Here is a 24876-nt window from a genome sequence, read left to right as displayed (position 1 = left end):
GGACTACTCCTCCGGCAGCAGCTTCCAGCGCGGGTCGTTGTCAGGTAATGCGACCAGCGGCTGCACCACGGTCAGCACGATCTCATTGGACGAGACGCGCTGGCCTTTCTCATCTTCCACTACCGCCGACAGGTGCCAGCGGTTTGTCGCCCCTTCGCTACCATCCCAGGCAGGCATAATCACGCTCCAGCCGTCGCTGCTGCTGCTTTTGGCCGGCGACGTCAGGCTCAACGCCTGGGTATCACCCTGCCAGTGGATCTGGCGAATGCCGTGCGTGCTGCGAACCTGCAGCTTCAGCATGACGGTCTCACCCCCTTTCAGATCCCACGGCGGCGTTGCCAGCCAGACGGACAGCGTTTTGCGCTGACGGAACTCCATTACCGGCAGGCTACTGCGCTCCGGCGAATCATAGCGGCTTCCGCGCAGGGAACGCGTGGCGGCGACTTCACTGGCCGAAAGCTGTTTGGACAGCGGCACGCCAAAGCGGTAGTTGAGCTTCAGCCCGAGGTTATTCTGGCTCTCGCCGCTCTCGCCCTGCTTGTGTGCGGCGGTCAGCGTGACCAGCGGAACGGGGGTATAGTTGAGCCCCAGGTTGACGGCCACCGGGTTGTGATAGCCGGTTCCGCTGTTGAACAGGTCGACGTTATCGCCAAAGTATTGCTCGAAGCTGACGCTGGTGTTCAGGTGATGGAACCACGGTAGCCAGGCGTTGGCCGTCACATCGTACCCGCGCGCCATGCGCTGCTCCTGAACGTCTGAGCGCTCGCGCCAGCCGGCAAAGGGCTGATAATAGTTCGCTGACAGCCGCAGATTTTCCCCCCACGCTTCCGCCCCCAGCCCGGCGCGCTGCAGGTTTTCGTCCAGCAGGTTATCGTAAAAGGTGTTATAGCCCAGCAGCCATTTCCCGGCGACCCAGCGCTGCCCTATTCCGGCATTGCTGACCAGGCCATCCGTCTGCTGCGTCAGGCCAAGCTGGCTCCAGCTCAGGTAGCGGTTAGTATCATTCCAGGGGATAAACCAGCTCCCGCTGCTGCCGTTAAATTTGCCGTCGTTATCCACCAGTAATTTCACGCTGGCGTTTCCCCAGGGCGAAAGCCAGGACTCAATCTGCTGGTTCACTTCGCCGCTCACCGCGTCGCGCACCTGACCAAACGCGAACTGCCGCGCCTGCTCGCCGGTGGTGAGGCCGTTGTCGGTCATGCTGGCTTCACCAAACGCTTTGGCCATTTCGGCCAGGTGCTTCTCCCCCTCGCCCGTTGGCGCCGCCATGCCGAGGTCGGGCAAACTATCCCCATTATTATCAAAGGGGTTCTGCGCCTGATGCATAAAGGAATTCGGCGCACCGTGAACGGCTCCGGCCGTAAGAAGGGAGAGTAAAAACAGCAAATGAATGCGGGACGATACAGCCATCAACGTCGTAAATAAGAACCTGTGTTCATAAGGCAATTCTTTTTATGTTAACGCGATAAGCAGTGAAATGCAGGCTTAACGGAAAATCCAGGATTATCCTGAACATTATTGTCGGGTGGCGGCTGCGCCTTACCTGACCTACGGGGCGGCACGAATTTGTAGGTCAGGTAAGGCGCAGCCGCCACCTGACACCCTTACACCGCTATCCAAACAGTCCTTTCAGCTCCGGCACGCAGGAGCCACAGTTTGTACCACAGCGCAGCGTCGCCCCCAGCGCGGTGACGGAATCACACCCTCCGGCAATCGCCTCCCGTATCGCGTTTTCCCCGACGCTGAAACAGCTACAGACAATGCGTCCCGGATCCGCCGCCTTGCCGGTGCCCTGCCCGTTAAGCAGCGCATGGCGCGCAGCAGGCGTTGAGGGTGGTGACTGAAAAGCGGCTTCTATCACCGCATGCGCCAGCGCCGGTAGCGCGGTGCCCTCCCAGAAACCCAGCATCAGCTGGCCTTCATGCCAGGCCAGCACGCTGCTGCGCTCTCCGGTCTGAGCAATCTGCAGTTGCCAGGCCCGGCCGCTGGCGTAATCCATTACCCACGACAGCAGCGGTTTATCGCCCGCCACCGTCAGGCGTGACGCTTTGCGCCACCAGTAAACCGAAGCGGGCATTTCCAGCCGTTCGCGGGCGTAGAGTTCCCCCTGCCAGGCGGGCTGCCAGGGCATGATTCTGACGGCAGTTTGTTTACTCTCCGGCTGGCCCGAAATCGGATCGCAGCGCCCTTCCACGAGCGCATTCACCTTTCCCTGGCGGGCAAACCCGGCGTTCCAGTGCATCGGGGCAAAAACCTCCCCTTCGCGCTGTCCGCCGCTGACGCGGACTCTGGCCACCATGACGCCGCGCGGCGAGCTGATGCGCGCCAGCTGGCCGTCGCACAGGGAAAACCGAACGGCGTCCGCGGGGCAAACCTCAACAAACGGTTCGGCGATATGCTGCATCAGTCTGGCCACGTATCCCGTTCGGGTCATGGTGTGCCACTGATCGCGGATGCGCCCGGTGTTGAGAATCAGCGGATATAATGCGCTGACCGTCGCGCCGTGCGACAGAGGGTTAACGGGGACGATGTTTCGACGCGGAAAATCCCCCGTCGGCCACTGATAGGGCTCAAGCCGCTGCCACTCCTCACGGGTCAGCGCAGACAGGTCATGGAGGTTTAGCGCCCGCGCGCCGTCATTTTCAAAGGCCGTAAGCGCCGCATGCTCGCAAAAAATCTCGTGCGGATGTTGCCAGGCAAACGCGTCGCCGTAGCCCAGCTGCTTTGCCACCTGCGCGACGATCCACCAGTCTGGCTTTGCCTCACCCGGCGCGGGCAGAAACGCGCGCTGGCGCGAAATGCGCCGTTCCGAGTTAGTGACCGTGCCGTCCTTTTCTCCCCAGCCCAGCGCCGGAAGGCGAATATGGGCAAACCGACCGGTGTCGGTATCGTTCATCACCTCAGAGACAATCACCAGCGGGCAGCCAGCCAGCGCCTGACACACCGCGTGGCTGTCCGGCAGCGAGACCGCAGGGTTGGTGCCCATGATCCACACCGCCTTCACCTCGCCGCGGGCAATGGCGTCAAACAGATCCACCGCCATCAGCCCCGGGGTTTGCGCTAGCCGTTCCGTTCCCCAGAAACGCGCCACCCGCGAGAGATCCTCTGGCTCAAAGTGCATGTGCGCCGCCAGCTGATTTGCCAGCCCGCCCACTTCCCTTCCGCCCATCGCGTTAGGCTGTCCGGTCAGCGAAAACGGGCCGCAGCCCGGACGGTTAAATTTCCCGCTGGCAAGGTGAACGTTAATGATGGCGCTGCATTTGTCGCTGCCGCTGGAGGACTGGTTAATCCCCATGGTGTAGAGCGTAACTGCCCGGGGCGCCGTCATAAACCAGTCGTAAAACGTGCCAATATCCTGCGGCGAGAGGCCGCAAAACGCCGCCACGCGGGATATCGGCCATGCGTTCGTTCCCTGAATCACGTTAAGCAGACCGACAAACAGCCCGGCGTCGCTGCCGGGCGCGAGCGCCAGATGGAGGTCGGCAATATCACAGGTGGCGGTTCTGCGCGGGTCGATGACCACCACCTTCATCTCCGGGTTGTTGTGCTTTGCCTGCACCAGCCGCTGATAAAGTACCGGATGCGTCCAGGCCGCGTTTGAGCCAGCCAGCACCACCAGATCGCTGTTTTCCATATCCTCGTAGCTGCACGGCACGACGTCTTCACCGAAGGCGCGTTTATAGCCAACCACCGCCGACGACATGCACAGCCGGGAGTTGGTATCAATGTTTGCCGCGCCGATAAACCCTTTCATCAGCTTATTGGCGGCGTAGTAGTCCTCGGTAAGCAACTGCCCGGACGCGTAAAACGCCACCGCCTGCGGCCCATAAGCGTCGATGATGTCCCGCAGCCGTTCGCCTGCCGCTCCCAGCGCCTGCGCCCAGCCCACCTCAACGCCGTCAACCACGGGGTGCAGCAATCGCCCCTGCAGGCCCGTCGTTTCCCCCAGGGCTGACCCTTTCACGCACAGCCGTCCAGCATTCGCGGGATGGGCTTCATCCCCCCGAACGGTGACCGTTTTGCCTTCCACGCGGGCGACCACGCCGCAGCCGACCCCGCAGTAGGGGCACGTTGTCCGGGTTTCCGTCATGAGGCCTCCGCACGCATCACCAGGGCGTCGTTTCCGACCCACACTTTGCCGTCTTCAATTTTGACCGGCCAGGCGCGCACCGCAGGTTCGCCGTTATCGACCTGACAGCCGTCGCGCAGGCGAATGCGCTGCTTATACATCGGAGAGATCACCACCGGCTCCCCCGCCGCATCGCCAAGAATGCCGCGGGAAAGCACGTTCGCGCTGCTGCCCGGCTCCCGATCGTCGAGTGCGTAAACGAACTCACCAAAGCGGAACAGCGCAATCGGCTTACGCCCAAGCCGCGCGCCAATGCCCGCCTGCTCCGGAATGTCGTCGATGCCGCAAATTTCCTGCCAGCGCGTGTTGCGATCCGCTGCGGCGTCATTCACGGCGGTGCGGAACAGCGCCAGACGGTTCGGATCGTTAAGCGTTGTCTGCCATTCGCACTGGTAGGTTTCCACCACCCGGGCCATCTCCTGCTCCAGCTCGTGGGCGATGCCCAGGCTGTCGTTAAGGATTACCTCCCGCAGATAGTCGAGACCGCCTTCCAGGTTATCCATCCAGGTGCTGGTACGCTGCAGGCGATCCGCCGTGCGGATGTAGAACATCAGGAAACGGTCTACGGTGCGGATCAGCGTTTCGTCGTCCAGATCGCTGGCGAAGAGATCCGCATGGCGCGGCTTCATGCCGCCGTTACCGCACAGATAGAGGTTCCAGCCTTTGTCCGTGGCGATGACCCCGACGTCTTTACTCTGCGCCTCGGCGCATTCGCGGGTACAGCCCGAGACGGCCATTTTGATTTTGTGCGGCGCGCGCAGGCCTTTGTAGCGGTGCTCCAGCCTGACCGCGAGGCCGGTGGAGTCCTGCACCCCGTAGCGACACCACGTCGACCCGACGCAGGATTTCACCGTGCGCAGGGATTTCCCGTAGGCATGCCCGGTTTCAAACCCGGCCTCCACCAGCGCCTGCCAGATCTCCGGCAGCTGCTCAAGGGTGGCACCAAAGAGGTCGATACGCTGGCCGCCGGTGATTTTGCTGTAAAGGCTGTAGCGTTTCGCAATCTGGCCGATGGCAATCAGCCCGTCAGCGGTCACTTCCCCTGCGGGCATGCGCGGCACGATGGAGTAAGTCCCGTCCTTCTGGATGTTGGCAAAATAGCGGTCGTTGGTGTCCTGCAGCGGTAGGTGTGACGGTTTCAGCAGGTATTCATTCCAGCATGAGGCCAGCACCGACCCCACCAGCGGCTTGCAGATCTCACATCCGTGCCCCTGCCCGTAGCGGCTAATCAGCTGGTCGAAGGTGCGGATATGGTTAACGCGCACCAGGTGGTAAATCTCCTGGCGCGAGTACGGGAAGTGCTCGCAGATATCCTTTTTCACCTCCACGCCCTGCGCGGAAAGCTGGAACTCCATCACCTGCTTCACCAGTGCGCTACAACCCCCGCAGCCGGTGGCTGCTTTCGTACACTGTTTAATGGCCCCCATCTCCGTCGCGCCGGCGCTCACCGCCCGGCAGATATTGCCTTTGCTGACGTTATGACAGGAGCAGATTTGCGCGCTTTCCGGCAGCGCCGCCACGCCGAGCGCTTTTGGCGCGCTGCCGGACGACGCGGGTAAAATCAGCGTCTCCGGCTCTTTTGGCAGAGCTATCCCGTTGAGCATCATCTGCACCAGGGTGGCGTATTCGCTAGCATCGCCCACCAGCACGCCGCCAAGCAGCGTTTTTCCGTCGTGGCTCACCACCATTTTCTTGTAGATTTGCTGCGGGCCGTGCGTCCACTGATAGCTCAGCGCGCCCGGCGTACGCCCGTGAGCGTCGCCGAACGACGCCACGTCCACGCCCAGCAGCTTGAGTTTGGTGCTCATATCCGCGCCGGTAAAGGTTTTATCCTCACCCGCCAGCGCGGCGGCGGCCACCCGCGCCATCTGATAGCCGGGCGCGACCAGTCCGAAGATTTTCCCCTCCCACAGCGCGCATTCGCCGATGGCCAGCACGTCCGGATCGGAGGTACGGCAGCCGTCATCAATGCAGACCCCGCCGCGCTCGCCGATAGCCAGCCCGCTGCTGCGCGCCAGCGCATCCTGGGGGCGAATGCCCGCAGAAAAGACCACCATGTCCGTTTCCAGCTGTTCGCCGTCGGCGAAGCGAAGCACCAGCCCGCCGTCCGCGGGGGCGATCTCCGTCGTTGCTCTACTGGTGTGAACGCCAACGCCCAGCGCCTCGATTTTTTTGCGCAGCATCGCCGCGCCGTCGCCGTCGAGCTGGACCGCCATCAGATTGGGGGCAAACTCCACCACGTGGGTTTCCAGGCCCAGCTGTTTCAGGGCGTTGGCCGCTTCCAGCCCGAGCAATCCACCGCCAATCACCACGCCGCGGCGGGAGCCTGCCGCATGGGCCGCAATCGCGTCCAGATCGTCAAGGGTGCGGTAGACAAAGCAGCCCGGCAAATCGTTGCCCGGTACGGGCGGGACGAACGGGTATGAGCCGGTCGCCAGCACCAGTTTGTCCCAGTGGGTTTCATGCCCGCTGGCGGTGCGCACCACGCGTGCATCGCGATCGATAGCGACGATCTGCTGCGACAGGCGCAGCTCAATGCCGTTGTCGGCAAAGAAATCGCCTTCCACCAGCGAGAGCGACTCCGCGCTGCGGCCGCCAAAATACTCGGAGAGATGCACGCGGTCATAGGCGGCATAGCGCTCCTCGCCAAAGACGACTATCTGATACTGCTGATGCAAATTGCGGCTGACGCAATCTTCGAGGAAATGGTGGCCGACCATACCGTGCCCAACCACCACCAGAGTAGGTTTTGTCATAGCGTTCTGTCCTGCAACCTGCGGTTGCGTAGTGAAACGATCGAACAGCCAGTCCGCGTGAGCGGGCGCAGCCGTTGCCAGTAAATCGGTAAATGTCGCCGCGCTGCGGCAGTCGCCCATCAGCAGCACGCCAGCCAGCGCGCCGCGATGAATCAATAAGCGTCGGTAGTGGCGGGTCAGCGGATCCCATGCGCTCCAGACCACGTCGTCAGCCTGCTCCGTGGCGCGCCCCGCGGTGAACAGTTCGATTCCCGTCACCTTGAGCCGCATTCCGCTGTCCGCTGGGGCAAAAGACGCTACGGCTGCGCCGGCCAGCCGCGCGGCGAGGATATCCGCCTGCGCCAGACAGGGGGCAACCAGGCCAAAGGTCTGGCCGTCGATCTCGCAGCATTCGCCAATGGCGCTGACGTTCGCCGCGGAGGTCTGCATCTGCGGGTTAACCACAATGCCGCGGGCGCAGCTGACGCCGCTGGCTTTTGCCAGTGAGATGTTGGGCAGTACCCCCGTTGTCAGCACCACCCGTGCGGCGCTCATTCGCTTACCGTCAGATAACGTCACCGAATCCGCCGCGATGGACGCAATCCCGGACGACAGCGCGCAGCGCACCCCGCGCTCAGCCAGCGCCTCCTCGAGCAGGAAGCCAGCCTTCCGATCCAGCTGTTGTTCCATCAGCCACGCCCCGCGATGCACCAGCGTGACGTTGTCACAACTGTTTGCGAGCGCCGCCGCAGCCTCAACGCCGAGCACGCCGCCGCCCAGCACCACCGCCGGGCCGGAGAGGGTCTGAATCGCGTCGATATCCGCCAGCCGACGAAAGGTAAACACATGAGACGCGTCGCCGCCGGGGATGGGGGGCACAAACGGCGTTGAACCGGTGGCAAACACCAGCTCATCCCAGGCCAGCGTGGTTTGTGCAGTACGGACCAGCCGATTCGCCACATCTACCGCGAGCACCTTTTCTCCCCTTCGCACCCTCACCCCCCGGGCCTCATACCAGGCGTCATCCTGCAGGCGGATCTGCTCCGCCTGTTTTTCCCCGGCCAGCACCGGAGAGAGCAGGATGCGGTTGTACGCGTGTTCAGGCTCATCGCCCAGCACGGTAATCGCGAAGCGACCGGGAGCACGCTCCGTCAGCGAGGCAATCAGCCGGGCTGCTGCCATCCCATTGCCGATAACGATCAGTCGCGTCATGGCTGCCTCGTTACGCCGCTTTGGGCTGTTTTTCATAGAGGAAATGCAGGATCTGCTGACGCAGATGGTGATAGCGGCTGTCGTCCGCCAGCTGCACCCGGTTACGCGGGCGCGGCAGGTCAACGTTCAGGATCTCCCCGACGGTCGCCGCCGGGCCGTTGGTCATCATCAGCACGCGATCGGAGAGCAGCACCGCCTCGTCCACGTCGTGGGTGATAAGCACAATAGTGGTGTTGAGCGCCTGCTGGATCTGCATCACCGAGTCCTGCAGATGGGCGCGGGTCAGCGCATCCAGCGCGCCGAACGGCTCGTCCATCAGCAGCACTTTCGGCTTCATCGCCAGCGCGCGGGCAATCCCGACGCGCTGTTTCATGCCGCCGGAGATCTCCCCTGGGCGCTTATGCATGGCGTGCCCCATCTGCACGCGATCGAGATTGTGTTCAATCCACTCCCGGCGCTCCGCCTTGCTCATGGTGTGGCGAAACACGTGATTCACCGCCAGGGCAACGTTGTCGAAGCAGGTAAGCCACGGCAGCAGCGAATGGTTCTGAAAGACCACGGCACGCTCCGGCCCTGGCCCGGCAATTTCACGGTTGTCGCAAATCAGCCCGCCTTCCGTCGGCAGGGTAATGCCGGCGATAAGGTTCAGCAGCGTCGATTTGCCGCAGCCGGAGTGGCCAATCAGGCTCACGGTTTCGCCTTCGTGAATATCAAAAGAGACGTTCTGCAGCGCCAGAAACTCGCCGCTGGCGGTGGAAAAACGCTGGCTCACGGCCTGGACCTGAATTATCGGTTTCATCTTCGCTCCTTATTTTTCCTGCCAGCTAAAGCGGCGGGCGATAAGCATCAGCCCCTGCTCCAGCAGTAACCCGACCACGCCAATGATGACAATGGCGATGAGAATGTTTTCGACGTTGAGGTTGTTCCACTCGTTCCAGATCCAGAAGCCAATCCCTAAGCCTCCGGTCAGCATCTCGGCGGCGACAATCACCAGCCAGGCAATGCCGATGGACAGGCGCACCCCGGTCAGCACCGCCGGCAGCACCGCGGGAAAGAGAATGCGGCGCATGATGGTCCACTCGGAGAGCTGCAGTACGCGGGCGACGTTGAGGTAGTCCTGCGGAATGCGGCGCACCCCTTCGGCGGTGTTGATCACCATCGGCCAGATTGAGCAGATAAAAATGGTCCAGCTGGAGGCCGGTTCCGCTTTCTGGAACAGCAGCAGGCCGATGGGCAGCCAGGCCAGCGGGCTGACAGGGCGCAACAGCGCGATGAGCGGGCTGAACATGCGCGAGAAAAAGGTGAAGCGACCAATCAGGAAGCCGAGCGGGATCCCGGCGAGCGCGGCCAGGCCAAAGCCCACCGCCACGCGCTGCAGTGAGGCGAGCACGTTCCAGCCGATGCCCATGTCGTTGGGTCCGTCACGGTAAAACGGATCGGCGAACAGCGTGAGTGCCGAATCCAGGGTGCTGAGCGGCGTCGGGAATCCTTTGCTGTTGATCGCCGCCAGCTGCCAGAGCACCACCAGCAGCCCCAGCCCCAGAAACGCCGGAATGATGCGCTGAAGGATGCCGTTAATCCGGCGCGCGAACGTCGGCGTACGGCGGCGAATCTGCACCGGAGGCAGAACAATCACCTCCCCACTCTCCGGCGTCTCGTGTGATGTCGTCTTTTGCAGTTGCTGCATAATCAGGCCCCTTTACGATGAATGGCGAAACGGTTGGCGTATCCTTCCGGGTCGGTACCGTTCCAGATGGTGTCGTCCATCAATGTGCTGCTGCGCAGCGGTGACGCCGGTGCGGTAATGCCTCCCACCGCCGCGGCGGCATCCTGCCAGACCGCGGTCTGGTTAATGCGCTGTGCAATGCCCGCGTAGTCCGGCGCGGATTTAAGCAAGCCCCAGCGGCGGAACTGGGTTAAGAACCACATGCCGTCGGAGAGATACGGATAGCTGACGGCCCCTTCGTTAAAGAAGCGGATGGGGTGGGCGTCCTGCCAGCGCGTGTCCAGACCGTTGTCGTACTCGCCCAGCATCCGACCGGTGAGGTACTGTTCTTTGGTGTTCAGCCACGCGCGGCGGGAGAGGATCTGCGCGGTCTCGCGTTTGTTTTCCGGGGAAGCATCAATCCAGCGCGCCGCCTCCAGTACCGCGCTGACCAGCGCTCGCGCGGTATGCGGGTTTTTCTCCACCCACTCGCGACGCGTGCCGAGGATTTTTTCCGGATGATCGGCCCAGATGGACTGCGACGTGGCGGCGGTGAAGCCGATGCGGTCGTTGATGGCGCGCGCGTTCCACGGCTCGCCGACGCAAAAGCCGACCATATTGCCGATGCGCATGTTCATCACCATCTGCGGCGGCGGTACCACCACGGTGCGAACATCGTCAAACGGGTTAATGCCCGCGCTGGCCAGCCAGTAGTAAAGCCACATGGCGTGTGTACCCGTCGGGAAGGTGTGCGCGAAGGTGTACGTGCCGGGCGCCTGCTGCCCAATCAGCTTTTTCAGGCCATCGAGGTCGCGAACGCCCTTCTCCGCCAGATCGCCTGAGAGGGTAATCGCCTGGCCGTTCTGGTTAAGGGTCATCAGGTTCGCCATCTGCTGCGGCTTACCGGCAATACCCAGCTCCAGCCCGTACAGCAGACCGTAGAGTATGTGCGCGGCATCCAGCTCGCCCGCCACCAGCTTGTCGCGCACCGCCGCCCAGCTCGCCTCTTTGGTGGGCACGATGGTAATGCCGTATTTTTTATCAAACCCTTTCAGCGCCGCGATAACCACCGGCGCGCAGTCGGTCAGCGGGATAAACCCGATGCGTATCGTTTCCTGCTCCGGTTTATCCGAGCCTGCCGCCCATGCGGCCTGCATGACACCCGGTAACAGCATTGCGCCACTCGCCAGCATACTGGCCTGCAAAAACCGCCGTCTCGACAAATCCGCCATGACCACTCCTGAAAAAAAGCCAAAAAAAAGCGCCCGACAGTGCCGAAGCACCGCTGGACGCCTTTATCCCGAAGACGAATGCACCGCCGTTGGCGCATCGTCAAAAATGGTTAATCAGATAATGCAAAGGGAATGCCAGGTTTTAACACGCTGTTTCCGCGGCGCTAACGGCAATTCTCCCGCCTTCACGCACCTCAATCAGGCACAAAATGCCCGCTAACCGTGCAGCTACTCCTTTGGGGTTACCTGCCAAAGCTTCTTCACCATGAGCAGCGCGCGGGCGATATCCACCATCCGCTGGTTCTTGTCCATCGCCATTTTACGCAGCGCCGTCCAGGCCTGTTCCTCACTCATATTCTGATGAGTCATCAGCACGCTTTTCGCTTTATCAATGGTTTTGCGCTCTTCAAGCGTATCGCGCAGGGATGCAAGCTGGCGCGAAAGCTGCTCTATCTCACGCGCCTGCTGGCGCACCAGGGTCAGTAAGGGTTTTTCCGGGTAGCGGACAGGCGGCTCGTCCTGCTCATCGGCAGGAGGCGCGTACGCCTCGCCACGGTAAATACGCTCGTCTACCGCGACTATCAGATCGGCGATGATCGTCTCCTCCAGCGCGCGCAGATGTTCAAGTCGCGCGGTTTGTAGGGCAAACCAGGCCAGCGCGGTATGGCCATCGTCTGCGGCAGGCTGGCGGGTGCAGGCCACGCGGCGCAGTTGCTCCGTTTCACGATCGGGCTGGCAGTTCAGGGAAAAAGCGGTCTGGACGTCGGCGGCGCTGTGCGAGAGAAAGATCTCAAAGCAGGCCTGCTGTCCGTCGATGCGGTCAACCAGCCGCTGGCGGGTCACATCATCGAAAAAGCCCTGCGTAAAGCCAATCGCCCCCAGCGCCCGCTCCTGTCCCGCCAGCTCTTTTCCCTGCATCAGGCTATAAAGGGCAACAAAACGCCCGGCGATTTGCGGATCGTCAATGCTGTCATTGAGCTGCGGCACGATACTGAGCAGATGGCGAAGCATGCGGGAGTAGTGCTCCATCGCCTGCGGTGCGGTTACCGTTTGCTTAATCACACCGTCACGCAGCGCGGGGAGCATCTCCAGGCTCAGCAGCGCGCCACCGATGCGTTCGCAAACGGAACTTCCCGGGATCGGAGACTGTGCTTCAAGCGTGCCGTAAAGTGCAGCGAGGTTTTCATCCACCAGCGCCCGGCTGGCCTTGCATTCAGGGGCGTAAAGCTTACCCTGTGAGCAGAGCCAGACGTTGGACGCCCCGCGCTCGCACTGTAACATGTGCGCAAGCTGGCTAATGCCATGCACAAGCACGCCCAGCTGTGCCAGCTTGCTGAGCTGCTCCCGGCGCATCACCTTTGCGCGCTGGAGCCATTCGGCAGCCCCTGGCGAAATGCCAGCCATTAATGTCATGCTTACTCTCCAGAACAGCGAAACTCGGGAAAGTTAAGCAATATTCGTGCCTTTATAAGAACAGGAGTTAACATGCAAAAGATTGTGATCGTCGCCAGCGGCGCGGCCTACGGCAGCGAATCCCTTTTTAACAGCCTGCGTCTGGCCATTGCGCTGCGTGAAAAAGAGAGCGACCTGGCGTTACGCCTCTTTTTGATGTCGGACGCGGTCACCGCCGGGCTGAAGGGCCAGAAACCGGCCGAGGGCTATAACATTCAGCAGATGCTGGAGATCCTGACCGCGCAAAACGTGCCGGTGAAGCTGTGCAAGACCTGCACCGACGGGCGCGGCGTTACCGGCCTGCCGCTGATTGAGGGTGTCGAAATTGGTACGCTGGTTGAGCTGGCCGAGTGGACGCTGTCCGCCGATAAAGTATTAACTTTTTAATAATAAACCCGTAAAAATATTATTTTCTTATGGACGCGGTTTCAGCATCAAGTTTACCTGCGGGGTTGCCGATAGGCATGGAAACAACACAGCAGGTATTTCACTTATGTTCAGATCCATTCGTGCACGCATCATCGTCGCGACGGCAGGCTGTCTGGTCGTCGCCCTTCTCCTGAATACCGTTATCAACTTCCAGGTCACGCGCCAGGATAACCAGCAGTCCCAGCGCGATATCCTGACCAGCACCAGCGCCAGCCATAGCACGGCGATTGCCGACTGGGTAAAAAGCAAGATGATGGTCATCGCCTCCGCGCAGAGCGTTGCGCTGAGTGACGACCCGGTTCCGGCGTTTAAACAGCTCGCGCAGGCGGGTGGATTCACCAACGTCTATGTAGGCTACGCCAGCAAAACGGCAAAATTCTCCGAGCCTGCGGGTGTCCCGGCGGATTATGACCCGACCATTCGCCCCTGGTATCAGCAGGTGGTCAGCACGGACGGCCCGGTCGTCACGGCGCCCTACGTTGACGCCGGTACCGGCAAACTGGTGGTGACCTTCGCCGTGCCGGTGAAGGAAAACGGCACCCTGAAAGCGGTTGTGGCGGGCGATGTGGCCATGGACAGCGTGGTGGCTAACGTACGCGGGATCCATCCGACCCCGGCCAGCAGCGGGTTACTTCTGAACAGCGATGGCAGCGTTATTGCGGCTAACGATCCGGCCCTGACGCTTAAACCGTTTGCTGAGACGATCAAAGGCATCGATTTTGCTGCGCTGAAAGGCGGTAATTCGGTCGACGGAACGCTGAACGACGTTGAGAAAACCTTCGTGGCGACGGCCGTGCCGGGCACGAACTGGCTGCTGGTCGTCGCTCTCGACAGCGGCGACGCCACCTCCGGCATGCATTCCCTGCTTAAAGCATCGGCGATTTCGCTGGTGATCCTGGCGCTGCTGAGCGCGGCCATCGTCCATTTCCTGATTGCCCGTCTGCTGAAGCGTCTGTCTGATATTCGCGACGCGATGCACAACATTGCCAACGGGACCAACGATCTCTCGCAGCGCCTTCCCGACAGCGGCGAGGACGAAGTTGCGCAGATTGCTCAGGCCTTTAACGCCTTCAGCGATAAGCTTTCGGTGGTGATGGTACAGCTTCGTGATGCCAGTGAATCGGTGAAAAATGCCGCGCAGGAGATTGCCGCAGGTAACCAGGATCTCTCCGGGCGTACCGAGCAAGCAGCGTCCAGCCTGCGCGAGACGGCGAGCGCCGTGGAGCAGATCACCGCCTCGGTGACGCAGTCCAATGAATCGGCAGCCGAAGCGAACGACCAGGCAAGCAAGGCCTCCGCGGCCGCAGCGCGCGGCGGTGAGGTGGTATCGCAGGCGATCAGCACCATGCAGTCCATTGAAGTCGCGTCGGCAAAAATTGGCGATATCACCAGCGTGATTGACGGTATTGCTTTCCAGACCAACATCCTGGCGCTGAACGCGTCTGTAGAAGCGGCCCGTGCCGGGGAGCAGGGTCGCGGGTTTGCCGTGGTGGCAGGCGAAGTACGAAACCTGGCGAGCCGCAGCGCCCAGGCGGCGAAAGAGATCAAATCGCTGATTGATTCCACCACCGACAGCGTGGCAACCGGCTCCCGCTACGTGCATCTGGCAGGCGAAAGCATGGATGAGATCCGCTCCAGCATCGGCAGCGTCTCCGGCATCATGCGCGAAATCTCCATCGCCACCAGCGAGCAGATGAAAGGCATTCACGAGATCAACCACGCGGTGACCCATCTCGACCGCATGGTGCAGCAGAACGCCGAGTTGGTGGTAGAGTCCGCCGCCGCCGCGGGCGCACTGCAGAGCCAGGCGGGCGACCTTGCTGAAACCGCCGGCCATTTCCGCATTTAATGTTCTTCCGGCGCGCGTTTAGCGGGTAAAACGCGCGCCAGCGGATATTTTGAGGAATTTTGTCATTTTTGTTTAATCGTTATGCCATTTTTTGATCAAAATCAGCATCCCGACCCTCCCCCTTTGGTGATATGCCATGAGTGAATTGTGAACAACATCACGCTCGGATATGGCAGCAGGGAGAGCGTTGTTTAAGACTACGGGGTAAAAAATGGCACTGGTAAAAACAAGTTTGAAACTGTTTGGCGGGGATACGGTAGTGGTGCGTTGCTCAGAACGCTGTCGTATTCATCTGATGAGTTCGAAAGCGCAAAAACAGTCCCAGGCGGATATTCTGACCGTACAGGACGATAAGGCCTGGCTTACCGTGCCGTATACCGGCACGTGGGATGTGCTGATCGACAGCCACAGTCAGTCTCTGGAGCATTCCGTCAGCTACGTGGCCGCATAAAATCAAACGCCCGGCGAGCCGGGCGTATTATCAGGCAAAACCCGGTCGCAGCGTACCGTTGAGCGGGTTCCCTTCCAGCAGCGCCTTCACCTTCACCACCAGCTCATTCAGACAATCGTCCTTCATGCCGAGGCGGGTCAGCTCCTGATCGAGGGAGAAGAGATACTGCGCGTTGGTGCCCAGCGGCCCGCTGGCGGCGGCAATTAACGGGGCAATCACCTGCGTGCGGGTGTCCGCTTCATACAGCGGGTGGCGCGGGTCCATAATAAAGACCAGCGCATTGACGGTGCGTCCGTCGTCCAGTTCCAGCTTGCACCAGCTCGGCATATAGCAGCCGGTGATCATTTCACGCTTCCAGAGCAGCGTAAGCTCCTCTTCCAGCGTGGCATCCGGGAGGCGGTACGCCACGCCCGTGGTGCGTCCGCCCTCTTTCAGTGCAAGCATGCGTCCCGGCTGGCACGCGCTGCCGCGCCCGGCCGTCAGGCGCAGGCAAAATGCCCGATGCCAGCCAGGGAGCGTACCCGTTGCTGATTCGACAAATTCCAGAGCCGGGTTCCACATCAGCGAACCGTAGCCAAAAATCCATACCGGGCCATCATCCGGGCGGCAGGCAAGCGTAGCAGCGAGCGACGCCGCACGTTGTTCAGCTGACCAGAGAAGCGATTCCTCAATAGCACCAAATGCCGTCTTACAGTCTGCCTTCATTAAGAAATCACGCGTTAACACTTTCCACCTCCGCCACTGCATGCTTCCTTGCGACATCTGTAATTCGCCTTCCCGGCCTTAAGTGCTGGTCATTTTGCCAACAGTTAAATAACGATAAGCAATTAGCGGACCAGTTGCAATACAACGAAAGTTCAACCGCCTGAAAAGTCAAAATGAAGGCAGCGAATAATTTCACGGCTATTTCTTTTTATGCCATTTATCATCGTCCCCTTTCTCATATTCATGTTTTACTGCGGCCCAGGCGACTTTGTGCGCCGTCTCTTCACGGCTGGCATCATCCCGGCGATCGTCCTTATCTTTGTACTGATCCCAGGCGCTGTTAAACGCCTCTTTGTAGATATCCTGCGCGTGAGCGGGCAGCACGTTTTGTACGTTATCCGGTAATTCGCGTTTCGTTTTATAGGGCATCACTAACCTCTCTTTTGGCTAAAGAGATAAGTGTGGACGACGATACGTCAGGGTGCCACCCGGTAAGAAATTATGGGCATCAATAAATTATAATTCACTGTTACTTAAGGAGTATTAAATGAAGATGACGTATTATAGACATCAAACAGTGAAATTATGACAAAGGGTAAAATTAAGTAAAAAATAAAGGGTATTTAACAGAGATCTGTTAATTTAATGACCTCAAAAATGTATCTATAATTACAAGCACCTGCATTGATGGAGAAGCACATGACAGCAACACACGAGGCGGTAAAGACCCGCCACAAGGAGTCGTCACTCATTTTCCCGGTTCTGGCACTGGCTGTGCTGCTCTTCTGGGGAAGCAGTCAGTCACTGCCAGTGGTGGTTGGTATCAATATTCTGGCCCTGGTCGGTATTTTAACCAGCGCATTTAGCGTTGTTCGCCATGCGGACGTACTGGCCCACCGTCTGGGCGAGCCGTACGGATCGTTAATTCTCAGCCTTTCCGTTGTTATTCTCGAAGTCAGCCTGATTTCCGCGCTTATGGCGACCGGTGACGCCGCGCCGACGCTGATGCGCGACACGCTCTACTCAATCATTATGATTGTGACGGGCGGACTGGTGGGCTTCTCTCTGTTACTGGGCGGACGCAAATTCGCAACCCAGTACATGAACCTGTTCGGCATTAAACAGTATCTGATTGCCCTCTTTCCGCTGGCAATTATTGTGCTGGTCTTCCCGATGGCGCTGCCGGGCGCAAACTTTTCTACCGGCCAGGCGCTGCTGGTCGCGCTCATTTCCGCCGCCATGTACGGCGTATTCCTGCTGATACAGACGAAAACGCACCAGAGCCTGTTTGTGTACGAGCATGAAGACGACGGCGACGACGACGATCCGCACCACGGTAAGCCGTCGGCCCACAGCAGCGCGTGGCATACGGTTTGGCTGATCGTACATCTGATTGCGGTGATTGCCGTGACCAAGATGAACGCCAACCCGCTCGAGACACTGTTAACCGAGCTGAACGCGCCGGTGGCGTTTACCGGCTTCCTGGTGGCGCTGCTGATTCTGTCCCCTGAAGGGCTGGGCGCGCTGAAGGCCGTATTGAATAATCAGGTTCAGCGCGCAATGAATCTGTTTTTCGGCTCGGTACTGGCGACCATTTCACTCACCGTACCGGTGGTGACGCTGATTGCCTTTATGACCGGCAACGAGCTGCAGTTTGCGCTGGGCGCGCCAGAGATGATTGTGATGGTGGCATCGTTACTGCTGTGCCAGATTTCGTTCTCTACCGGGCGCACCAACGTGTTGAACGGAGCGGCACATATGGCGTTGTTTATTGCGTATCTGATGACGATATTTGCATAAGATGGATCCGGTGCGGCCTGATGCCCTCACCCCACCCCTCTCCCACAGGGAGAGGGAGAAAACATAAAAAAACCCGCCGAAGCGGGTTTTTTATTATTTGCTGGTATCCAGCTCGTCGAAGCTTTTCACCAGATCGTCAATCGCTTTGATCTGTTTCAGGAACGGCTCCAGCTTAGCCAGCGGCAGCGCGGATGGGCCGTCGCATTTCGCATTGTCCGGGTCCGGGTGCGCTTCAATGAACAGACCTGCCAGGCCGGTCGCCATACCGGCGCGCGCCAGTTCGGTTACCTGCGCACGGCGGCCGCCAGACGCAGCGCCAAACGGGTCGCGGCACTGCAGCGCGTGGGTCACGTCGAAAATAACCGGAGACTGGTTAGAGACGTTCTTCATCACGCTGAAGCCCAGCATATCCACAACCAGGTTGTCATAACCGAAGTTAGCGCCACGGTCGCACAGGATAACTTTGTCGTTGCCGCCTTCAATAAACTTATCGACGATGTTGCCCATCTGGCCAGGGCTCACGAACTGCGGTTTTTTCACGTTGATCACCGCGCCCGTTTTCGCCATCGCTTCGACCAGGTCAGTCTGGCGAGCCAGGAACGCCGGGAGCTGAATCACGTCCACCACGTCAGCCACAGGCTGCGCCTGAGAGGCTTCGTGCACGTCGGTGATCACTTTCACGCCAAACGTCTGTTTCAGCTCCTGGAAGATTTTCATCCCCTCTTCCAGGCCCGGGCCACGGTAAGAGTGAATGGAGGAGCGGTTGGCTTTGTCAAAAGAGGCTTTAAACACGTACGGGATGCCCAGCTTCTGGGTCACGGTCACGTAGTGTTCGCAGATGCGCATAGCGAGATCGCGGGATTCCAGCACGTTCATACCGCCAAACAGCACGAACGGCAGGTCGTTTGCCACGTTGATATCACCAATGCTAACCACTTTTTGTTTCATAGGATCGCCTTATTCAGGTGTGAATCGGAATTAAGATTAATGCAGTGTAATTTGTTTGTGCGAGATCGCGTTGATCTGCGCGCGGATCATTTCGCTGATCGGATCTTCCGGGCACTGCTCGACGAAATAGTTCAGGTCATTCAGCGCCACGTGTTCGCAGTCGAGCTGGGCATAAATCAGCCCACGGTCGCGAATTTCGTACGGATCTTCCGGATTAAACTGCAGCAACACTTCGCTGGCGCGCAGGGCCAGCTCCATCTGACGCTCTTCCATCAGGGCGGATTTCAGCGTATCCAGCAGCTTGCGGATGACTTCTGCGTTATCGGCTTCATCGAGATCTTCATTAAAGAGCTCGGCCACCGGGCTGATATTGCCTTTCAGCCAGACATCCAGCGTATGCTCATCCAGCGTGTCGCCGTTAAACGGATTAATGAGCCACATCTCACCGTCCAGCCACTCTGCACGCAGGATCATCTGCGTTGGAAAAATGACCGGCACCAGCGGAATATCCAGACGGTGCGCGACCCACAGCAAAATAGAGCCCAGCGCAACCGCGCTACCCTGACGATTTTTTAAGACCTGGTCCAGCCATAATGCGTCAGACAGGCGGTACACGCCACGCGTGTCGCAGAAACCCCATTCGCCGTAGAAAAGCTCAAGCAGCTTCTCCAGCTGCCAGTCCTGCGGACGCGCCTGATTGATCTCTTCGCGCGCCAGGCTAACCAGACTCTCCAGCTCATCGTAGACATACTGCGACGTAAAATCGTCGCGGATCATCTCCGAAATCAGGATCATGCCATCGCAGAGCGGCACTTTATTAAATTCGAAATCGGCTAAGGACCTCATGACTTACCCCAGTAACGGTATTCTTGTGGTGGCGAGTTTAATGATGATGTACAGCACCACCAGACCCAGCAGAAAGGCGATAAACCCAACCTGCTGGCTGCGCGGACGACGACGCCCAAGCGCGATAAAACCCAAAACGATGTAGATGATAACGCCAAACAGCTTTTCAGTCAGCCATGCGCCTTTATCAGTAAATGGCAGATAGCCGGTCTTCCACATGAGCCCGGCACCGGAAAGGAACAACACCGTGTCGATACAGTGCGGCACGACACGCACCCAGCGGGCATTCATCAGCGGATTATTACTGTAGCGCCACCAGTAACGCACGATGAAAAAGCCGATGGTCAGCGCAACGGAAATCAGGTGGACGGTAATAAGTACGGTAAACAGGCTCACGGCCACTGCCCCAGCGTCAGGCGTTCGTTACCGCCATAGTCGCGGCAGGTCTCGACGGCGGCGTAACCCGCCTGCGTAAAGAGCGCACGCACGGCTTCACCCTGCGTCCAGCCATGCTCCACCAGCAGCCAGCCGCCGGGAAGCAAATGCTGTCGTGACGTTGTCACAATATGGTCAAGATCGGCTAACCCGTCGTTGGCGGCGACCAGCGCCGTCAGCGGTTCGAAGCGGACATCCCCCTGCGCCAGGTGCGGGTCCTGCTCGTCGATATAGGGCGGGTTACTGACAATCATCCCGAAGGTCTGCTTCTCCAGCGCGCTAAACCAGCTGCTCTGCAGCACGGTCACGTTAGCCACGCCCAGTCGCGCCACGTTACGCTGCGCCAGCGCCACCGCGTCGGGCATCACATCGACCGCCGTTACCGCGCAATCGGGCCGCTCGGTGGCGAGCGCCAGCGCGATAGCACCGGTGCCGGTACCGAGGTCGAGAATGCGGCAGGCCTCTGCGGGTAAACGCGCCAGCGCCTGCTCCACCAGACACTCGGTGTCGGGGCGCGGGATCAGCGTCGCCGCTGAGACGAACAGGGGTAACGACCAGAACTCGCGCTCCCCGACCAGATGCGCCACCGGCTCGCCGGCTTTACGGCGGGCGAGCAGCGCGGCCAGCTGCGCCTCCTGCTCTGCGGTGAGTTCGGTTTCACCGAAGGCCAGCAGATACGTGCGGGCTTTGCCCGTCACGTACTCAAGCAAAATTTCGGCATCGCGCTTAGGGCTTTCGCTTTCTGAAAGCTCACCGGTGGCCTGGCGTAACCAGCGCTGGAAATCCATTATTCCTGCTCGGACAGCGCCGCCAGCTGGTCGGCCTGGTATTCCTGCACGATAGGCTCAATCAGCATGTCCAGCTTACCTTCCATCACCTCGTCCAGACGGTAGAGCGTCAGGTTGATACGGTGGTCGGTCACGCGGCCCTGCGGGAAGTTGTAGGTGCGGTTACGGTCGCTGCGATCGCCGCTGCCCAGCAGGTTACGACGCGTAGACGCTTCCGCCTGCTGGCGTTTCGCCATTTCTGCCGCATGGATACGCGCACCCAGCACGGACAGCGCTTTGGCTTTGTTTTTGTGCTGCGAACGCTCGTCCTGACATTCGACGACGATGCCGGTCGGCAGGTGGGTAATACGGATGGCGGAGTCGGTGGTGTTAACGTGCTGACCACCCGCCCCGGAGGAACGGAAGGTGTCGATGCGCAGATCGGCCGGGTTGATGTCCGGCAGTTCCGCTTCCGGCAGCTCCGGCATCACCGCTACCGTACAGGCTGAGGTATGAATGCGTCCCTGAGATTCGGTGGCCGGCACGCGCTGCACGCGATGACCGCCGGATTCAAATTTAAGACGGCCGTACACGCCGTCGCCGCTGATCTTGGCGATAACCTCTTTGTAGCCACCGTGCTCGCCTTCGTTGGCGCTCATGATTTCCACGCGCCAGCGACGCGATTCGGCGTAACGGCTGTACATGCGGAACAGATCCCCGGCAAACAGGGCCGCTTCGTCACCGCCGGTACCGGCGCGGACTTCCACAAACGCGTTACGCTCATCGTCCGGATCTTTCGGCAGCAGAAGCACCTGAAGCTGCTGCTCCATCTCTTCGGAACGCGCTTTCGCATCCTGCAACTCTTCCTGCGCCATCTCGCGCATTTCAGGATCGTCGAGCATCATCTGCGCGGTTTCGATATCTTCCTGAACCTGTCGCCAGTCGGTAAAGCATTTAGAAACATCACTTAACTGCGCGTATTCACGTGAGAGCGCGCGAAAACGTTCCTGGTCCGCAATGGTCCCGGCATCGCCGAGCAGCGCCTGTACTTCTTCATGGCGCTCGTGCAGAGCTTCCAGTTTAGCGACGATAGAAGGCTTCATAGGCGTAAGTGCACCTTGTCTTAGAAAATGGGTATAGGGCGCTATTCCAGCCCGAGGCTGTTGCGCAGAATAGTCAGGCGTTCATCATCCCCGTCACGGGCTGCCTGCTGAAGAGATTTGGTTGGTGCATGGATCAGGCGGTTGGTCAGTTTCCACGCCAGATCCTGCATTATTGCGTGTGCGTCGCCACCCTGTTCAAGGGCCGCTAACGCTTTGGCAGTCAGGTCATCACGCACCTGCTCCGCCTGCCCGCGGTACTCGCGGATGGTCTCGCTGACGCTTTGCGCGCGCAGCCAGGCCATAAACTCACTGGTTTCCTGCTCGACAATGGTTTCAGCCTGAACCGCCGCCGCTTTACGCTGAGCGAGGTTGTGCGAAATGATGCTTTGCAGGTCATCCACGCTGTAGAGGTAGGCGTTAGCCAGCTTGCCGACTTCTGGCTCCACATCGCGCGGAACGGCGATATCCACCAGCAGCATAGGCTGATTACGACGGGACTTCAGCGCGCGCTCCACCATCCCTTTACCGATGATCGGCAGCGGGCTGGCGGTAGAGCTGATAATAATGTCCGCCTCTTTCAGACGTTCATCGATGTCGCTCAGGGCAACCACCTCTGCCCCCACTTCATCCGCCAGCACCTGCGCGCGTTCGCGGGTGCGGTTTGCGATAATCATCTTTTTCACTTTATGCTCGCGCAGATGGCGCGCCACAAGTTCGATGGTTTCGCCCGCCCCCACCAGCATTACGGTGACGGTTGAGAGGGATTCAAAGATTTGACGCGCAAGGGTGCAGGCCGCGAAAGCAACAGAAACCGCACTGGCACCAATGTCGGTTTCGGTTCGCACACGCTTCGCCACGGAGAACGACTTCTGGAACATGCGCTCCAGCTCGCTGGCCTTCAGGTGCCCTTTTTGCGAATCCGCAAACGCTTTTTTCACCTGACCCAGGATCTGCGGCTCGCCCAGCACCAGCGAATCCAGCCCGCTGGCGACGCGCATCAGATGGCTGACCGCATCGTTGTCCTGATGCCAGTACAGGCTGTTGCGCAGCTCGTCTTCGTTGAGGTTGTGGTAGTCGCATAGCCAGCGGATCAGCGCTTCATGCAGGTTATCCTGCTCTTCCACGCTTAAATACAGCTCGGTACGGTTGCACGTCGAGAGCACCACGCCACCCTGCACCATCGGCTGTGCAAGCAGGCTGTCCAGCGCCAGGTCAAGCGTATCCGGCGAAAACGTAACGCGTTCTCGCAGCGAAACCGGGGCCGTTTTGTGGTTGATGCCGAGTGCTAATAGGGTCATGTTGAGCGGGAGTAGTACCAGCGTTAATAAGGTTAGCAGAACGCATCATACAGGATGCGCGAGATCAATAAAAGGGACTGCCCCCTTTCGGAGTAATAGGTTACACAACGCTTTGAGATAATTTGAACGTAGACGGTAGCACCCTTCGACGCTAGCATTAACAGTCATAACTGCAACGTATCTCAAGGATTTGTCCTCATTATGACCCGACTGATTCGCCTGCTGCCGCTGGCGGCACTGGTTCTGACCGCATGTACCGTCACCCAACCAAAAGGCCCGGGCAAAAGCCCTGATTCACCGCAGTGGCGTCAGCACCAGCAGGACGTCCGTAATTTGAGCCAGTACCAGACCCGCGGCGCCTTCGCTTATCTCTCTGACGAACAAAAGGTTTATGCGCGCTTCTTCTGGCAGCAGACGGGCCAGGACAACTATCGCCTGCTGCTGCTGAACCCGCTGGGCAGCACCGAGCTGGAGCTTATCGCGAAACCGGGCGAAGCGCAGATCACCGATAATAAAGGCCAGCACTACACCGCGACCGATGCCGAAGAGATGATTGGCAAGCTGACCGGGATGCCTATCCCGCTCAACAGCCTGCGTCAGTGGATCCTTGGCCTGCCGGGTGAGGCAACCGACTACACGCTTGACGAGCAATACCGTCTGAGCCAGATGAGCTACACCCAGAACGGCAAAACCTGGAAAGTGGTGTACAACGACTATGACAGCAAGAGTAAACCGGCGCTGCCATCAAATATGGAACTGACCCAGGGCAGCCAGCGCATCAAGCTGAAAATGGACAACTGGATCGTTAAATGATGACCCACTGGCCCTCTCCGGCAAAACTGAACCTGTTTTTATACATTACCGGCCAGCGTGCTGACGGGTACCACACCCTGCAAACGCTGTTTCAGTTTATTGATTATGGGGACACGATCTCTATCGAACTGCGCCAGGACGGCCAGGTTTGCCTCCTGACGCCGGTGGAAGGCGTGGCGCATGAGGACAACCTGATCGTTCGCGCTGCGCGCCTGCTGATGAAAGCCGCGGCAGAAGCCGGACGATTGCCGGCAGGAAGCGGTGCGGACATCCGCATCGAGAAACGTCTGCCGATGGGCGGCGGGCTGGGCGGTGGCTCATCTAACGCCGCCACGGTGCTGGTTGCCCTGAACCACCTCTGGGGTTGCGGGCTGTCGCAGGACGAGCTGGCCGCTTTAGGCCTGACGCTGGGCGCGGATGTCCCGGTGTTTGTTCGCGGTCACGCGGCCTTTGCCGAGGGCGTGGGTGAGATCCTCTCCCCGGCTGAACCGCCGGAAAAATGGTATCTGGTGGCCCACCCTGGCGTAAGCATTCCGACCCCGGTCATCTTTAAAGATCCAGACCTGAAAAGAGATACCCCGGTTCGGTCAATAGAAACGTTATTAAATTGTGAATTCAGCAACGATTGCGAGGATATCGCAAGAAAACGTTTTCGCGAGGTTGATGCGGTGCTTTCCTGGCTGTTAGAATACGCGCCGTCGCGCCTGACTGGTACAGGGGCCTGTGTCTTTGCTGAATTTGACACCGAATCCGCCGCTCGTCAGGTGCTTGAGCAAGCGCCGGTTTGGCTGCATGGTTTTGTAGCGCGCGGGATGAACACGTCCCCCCTGCAGCACGCCATTCTGGCGCAGACTGAGTTTCGGTGACAACGTCACCCTGTTCCAGACGTTGCATCGCGCTCTTTAATACACCGCCTGGATAGCATTTGCCTGGCCCGCACAGTTTGCGGCGAACGCTATCCACCACT

Annotated in this window: 21 protein-coding genes; 6 read left to right on the top strand and 15 right to left on the bottom strand. The window is 59.6% G+C overall.

Going from position 1 to position 24876, the window contains the following annotated elements; genetic code table 11:
- Positions 1 to 3: 3 nt before the first annotated feature.
- The 7 genes from ABR39_RS19135 to nasR all read right to left on the bottom strand — a co-directional run bounded on the left by ABR39_RS19135 (position 4) and on the right by nasR (position 12426).
- A complete protein-coding gene (locus ABR39_RS19135) occupies positions 4 to 1410 on the bottom strand; it encodes a YchO/YchP family invasin (RefSeq protein ID WP_047348227.1) in 1407 nt (468 codons plus the stop codon).
- Between the two features lie 202 nt (positions 1411 to 1612).
- The gene (locus ABR39_RS19130) at positions 1613 to 4090 is read right to left on the bottom strand and encodes a nitrate reductase (RefSeq protein WP_047348226.1); all 2478 of its coding nucleotides are present in this window, start codon (positions 4088 to 4090) and stop codon (positions 1613 to 1615) included.
- Entirely contained in the window at positions 4087 to 8076 is a 3990-nt protein-coding gene (nirB, locus tag ABR39_RS19125) for a nitrite reductase large subunit NirB (protein WP_082132671.1), read from the bottom strand. Before nirB ends, ABR39_RS19130 begins: the two co-directional genes overlap by 4 nt.
- Before the next feature lie 10 nt (positions 8077 to 8086).
- A complete protein-coding gene (locus ABR39_RS19120) occupies positions 8087 to 8875 on the bottom strand; it encodes an ABC transporter ATP-binding protein (protein ID WP_047348225.1) in 789 nt (262 codons plus the stop codon).
- A 9-nt stretch (positions 8876 to 8884) separates the two neighbouring features.
- The gene (gene ntrB, locus ABR39_RS19115) at positions 8885 to 9763 is read right to left on the bottom strand and encodes a nitrate ABC transporter permease (RefSeq protein WP_047348224.1); all 879 of its coding nucleotides are present in this window, start codon (positions 9761 to 9763) and stop codon (positions 8885 to 8887) included.
- Between the two features lie 2 nt (positions 9764 to 9765).
- The gene (locus ABR39_RS19110) at positions 9766 to 11013 is read right to left on the bottom strand and encodes a CmpA/NrtA family ABC transporter substrate-binding protein (protein ID WP_047348223.1); all 1248 of its coding nucleotides are present in this window, start codon (positions 11011 to 11013) and stop codon (positions 9766 to 9768) included.
- Between the two features lie 228 nt (positions 11014 to 11241).
- Positions 11242 to 12426 carry a nitrate regulatory protein NasR gene (gene nasR, locus ABR39_RS19105; RefSeq protein WP_047348222.1) on the bottom strand — a complete coding sequence of 395 codons (1185 nt, stop codon included), beginning with the start codon at positions 12424 to 12426 and terminating at the stop codon, positions 11242 to 11244.
- Positions 12427 to 12498: 72 nt separating this feature from the next.
- Between nasR and ABR39_RS19100 the strand changes: the two genes are divergently transcribed.
- The 3 genes from ABR39_RS19100 to ABR39_RS19090 all read left to right on the top strand — a co-directional run bounded on the left by ABR39_RS19100 (position 12499) and on the right by ABR39_RS19090 (position 15194).
- Complete coding sequence (locus ABR39_RS19100) at positions 12499 to 12852, top strand: DsrE/DsrF/TusD sulfur relay family protein (RefSeq protein WP_047348221.1); 354 nt, start codon at positions 12499 to 12501, stop codon at positions 12850 to 12852.
- 106 nt (positions 12853 to 12958) lie between these two features.
- Positions 12959 to 14743, top strand: a complete 1785-nt coding sequence (locus ABR39_RS19095) for a methyl-accepting chemotaxis protein (protein WP_047348220.1) — start codon at positions 12959 to 12961, stop codon at positions 14741 to 14743.
- 211 nt (positions 14744 to 14954) lie between these two features.
- On the top strand, positions 14955 to 15194 hold the full coding sequence (locus ABR39_RS19090; RefSeq protein ID WP_010432930.1) for a DUF1883 domain-containing protein: 240 nt from the start codon (positions 14955 to 14957) through the stop codon (positions 15192 to 15194).
- A gap of 30 nt (positions 15195 to 15224) precedes the next feature.
- On the opposite strand, the gene ABR39_RS19085 is transcribed toward ABR39_RS19090, so the two are convergent.
- Together ABR39_RS19085 and chaB are read right to left on the bottom strand one after the other, a co-directional pair.
- Positions 15225 to 15920: a gamma-glutamylcyclotransferase gene (locus ABR39_RS19085; RefSeq protein ID WP_023344362.1), complete on the bottom strand. Its 696-nt coding sequence runs from the start codon at positions 15918 to 15920 to the stop codon at positions 15225 to 15227.
- Between the two features lie 177 nt (positions 15921 to 16097).
- The gene (gene chaB, locus ABR39_RS19080) at positions 16098 to 16328 is read right to left on the bottom strand and encodes a putative cation transport regulator ChaB (RefSeq protein WP_008499518.1); all 231 of its coding nucleotides are present in this window, start codon (positions 16326 to 16328) and stop codon (positions 16098 to 16100) included.
- Between the two features lie 270 nt (positions 16329 to 16598).
- On the opposite strand from chaB, the gene chaA reads away from it, so the two are divergent.
- On the top strand, positions 16599 to 17699 hold the full coding sequence (gene chaA / locus ABR39_RS19075; protein WP_047348219.1) for a sodium-potassium/proton antiporter ChaA: 1101 nt from the start codon (positions 16599 to 16601) through the stop codon (positions 17697 to 17699).
- 93 nt (positions 17700 to 17792) lie between these two features.
- Here chaA and kdsA read toward each other — a convergent pair whose 3' ends face one another.
- From kdsA to hemA, 6 genes are read right to left on the bottom strand one after another with little or no spacing between them, the layout of a single operon-like run.
- Positions 17793 to 18647, bottom strand: coding sequence for a 3-deoxy-8-phosphooctulonate synthase (gene kdsA, locus ABR39_RS19070; protein WP_047348218.1), 855 nt, complete (start codon positions 18645 to 18647; stop codon positions 17793 to 17795).
- 36 nt (positions 18648 to 18683) lie between these two features.
- Positions 18684 to 19493 carry an invasion regulator SirB1 gene (gene sirB1, locus ABR39_RS19065; RefSeq protein ID WP_047348217.1) on the bottom strand — a complete coding sequence of 270 codons (810 nt, stop codon included), beginning with the start codon at positions 19491 to 19493 and terminating at the stop codon, positions 18684 to 18686.
- A gap of 3 nt (positions 19494 to 19496) precedes the next feature.
- On the bottom strand, positions 19497 to 19883 hold the full coding sequence (gene sirB2, locus ABR39_RS19060; protein WP_430748983.1) for an invasion regulator SirB2: 387 nt from the start codon (positions 19881 to 19883) through the stop codon (positions 19497 to 19499).
- 2 nt (positions 19884 to 19885) lie between these two features.
- Positions 19886 to 20716: a peptide chain release factor N(5)-glutamine methyltransferase gene (gene prmC / locus ABR39_RS19055; RefSeq protein WP_047348215.1), complete on the bottom strand. Its 831-nt coding sequence runs from the start codon at positions 20714 to 20716 to the stop codon at positions 19886 to 19888.
- Positions 20716 to 21798, bottom strand: coding sequence for a peptide chain release factor 1 (prfA, locus tag ABR39_RS19050; protein WP_021240360.1), 1083 nt, complete (start codon positions 21796 to 21798; stop codon positions 20716 to 20718). Before prfA ends, prmC begins: the two co-directional genes overlap by 1 nt.
- Positions 21799 to 21839: 41 nt before the next feature.
- Positions 21840 to 23096: a glutamyl-tRNA reductase gene (hemA, locus tag ABR39_RS19045; protein WP_028018745.1), complete on the bottom strand. Its 1257-nt coding sequence runs from the start codon at positions 23094 to 23096 to the stop codon at positions 21840 to 21842.
- A 201-nt stretch (positions 23097 to 23297) separates the two neighbouring features.
- On the opposite strand from hemA, the gene lolB reads away from it, so the two are divergent.
- Both lolB and ispE read left to right on the top strand, forming a co-directional pair.
- On the top strand, positions 23298 to 23909 hold the full coding sequence (lolB, locus tag ABR39_RS19040; protein WP_047348214.1) for a lipoprotein insertase outer membrane protein LolB: 612 nt from the start codon (positions 23298 to 23300) through the stop codon (positions 23907 to 23909).
- Positions 23906 to 24775, top strand: a complete 870-nt coding sequence (gene ispE, locus ABR39_RS19035; RefSeq protein WP_047348213.1) for a 4-(cytidine 5'-diphospho)-2-C-methyl-D-erythritol kinase — start codon at positions 23906 to 23908, stop codon at positions 24773 to 24775. Before lolB ends, ispE begins: the two co-directional genes overlap by 4 nt.
- Positions 24776 to 24876 lie beyond the last annotated feature (101 nt).

The organism is Enterobacter genomosp. O, from assembly GCF_001022965.1.
In the GTDB taxonomy this organism is placed as follows: Bacteria; Pseudomonadota; Gammaproteobacteria; order Enterobacterales; family Enterobacteriaceae; genus Enterobacter; species Enterobacter cloacae_L.
The sequence above is the reverse complement of the archived record's forward strand: the minus strand, read 5'-3'. Positions and strand labels throughout refer to the sequence as shown.

Coding starts and splice junctions, on each gene's coding strand:
- prmC (WP_047348215.1), bottom strand. CDS start 20,716: ATGGATTTCCAGCGCTGGTTACGCCAGGCCACCGGTGAGCTTTCAGAA.
- ABR39_RS19130 (WP_047348226.1), bottom strand. CDS start 4,090: ATGACGGAAACCCGGACAACGTGCCCCTACTGCGGGGTCGGCTGCGGC.
- ABR39_RS19135 (WP_047348227.1), bottom strand. CDS start 1,410: ATGGCTGTATCGTCCCGCATTCATTTGCTGTTTTTACTCTCCCTTCTT.
- chaA (WP_047348219.1), top strand. CDS start 16,599: ATGACAGCAACACACGAGGCGGTAAAGACCCGCCACAAGGAGTCGTCA.
- ntrB (WP_047348224.1), bottom strand. CDS start 9,763: ATGCAGCAACTGCAAAAGACGACATCACACGAGACGCCGGAGAGTGGG.
- chaB (WP_008499518.1), bottom strand. CDS start 16,328: ATGCCCTATAAAACGAAACGCGAATTACCGGATAACGTACAAAACGTG.
- ABR39_RS19120 (WP_047348225.1), bottom strand. CDS start 8,875: ATGAAACCGATAATTCAGGTCCAGGCCGTGAGCCAGCGTTTTTCCACC.
- ABR39_RS19110 (WP_047348223.1), bottom strand. CDS start 11,013: ATGGCGGATTTGTCGAGACGGCGGTTTTTGCAGGCCAGTATGCTGGCG.
- ABR39_RS19090 (WP_010432930.1), top strand. CDS start 14,955: ATGGCACTGGTAAAAACAAGTTTGAAACTGTTTGGCGGGGATACGGTA.
- ABR39_RS19100 (WP_047348221.1), top strand. CDS start 12,499: ATGCAAAAGATTGTGATCGTCGCCAGCGGCGCGGCCTACGGCAGCGAA.
- lolB (WP_047348214.1), top strand. CDS start 23,298: ATGACCCGACTGATTCGCCTGCTGCCGCTGGCGGCACTGGTTCTGACC.
- kdsA (WP_047348218.1), bottom strand. CDS start 18,647: ATGAAACAAAAAGTGGTTAGCATTGGTGATATCAACGTGGCAAACGAC.
- nirB (WP_082132671.1), bottom strand. CDS start 8,076: ATGACGCGACTGATCGTTATCGGCAATGGGATGGCAGCAGCCCGGCTG.
- prfA (WP_021240360.1), bottom strand. CDS start 21,798: ATGAAGCCTTCTATCGTCGCTAAACTGGAAGCTCTGCACGAGCGCCAT.
- hemA (WP_028018745.1), bottom strand. CDS start 23,096: ATGACCCTATTAGCACTCGGCATCAACCACAAAACGGCCCCGGTTTCG.
- sirB1 (WP_047348217.1), bottom strand. CDS start 19,493: ATGAGGTCCTTAGCCGATTTCGAATTTAATAAAGTGCCGCTCTGCGAT.
- ispE (WP_047348213.1), top strand. CDS start 23,906: ATGATGACCCACTGGCCCTCTCCGGCAAAACTGAACCTGTTTTTATAC.
- ABR39_RS19095 (WP_047348220.1), top strand. CDS start 12,959: ATGTTCAGATCCATTCGTGCACGCATCATCGTCGCGACGGCAGGCTGT.
- nasR (WP_047348222.1), bottom strand. CDS start 12,426: ATGACATTAATGGCTGGCATTTCGCCAGGGGCTGCCGAATGGCTCCAG.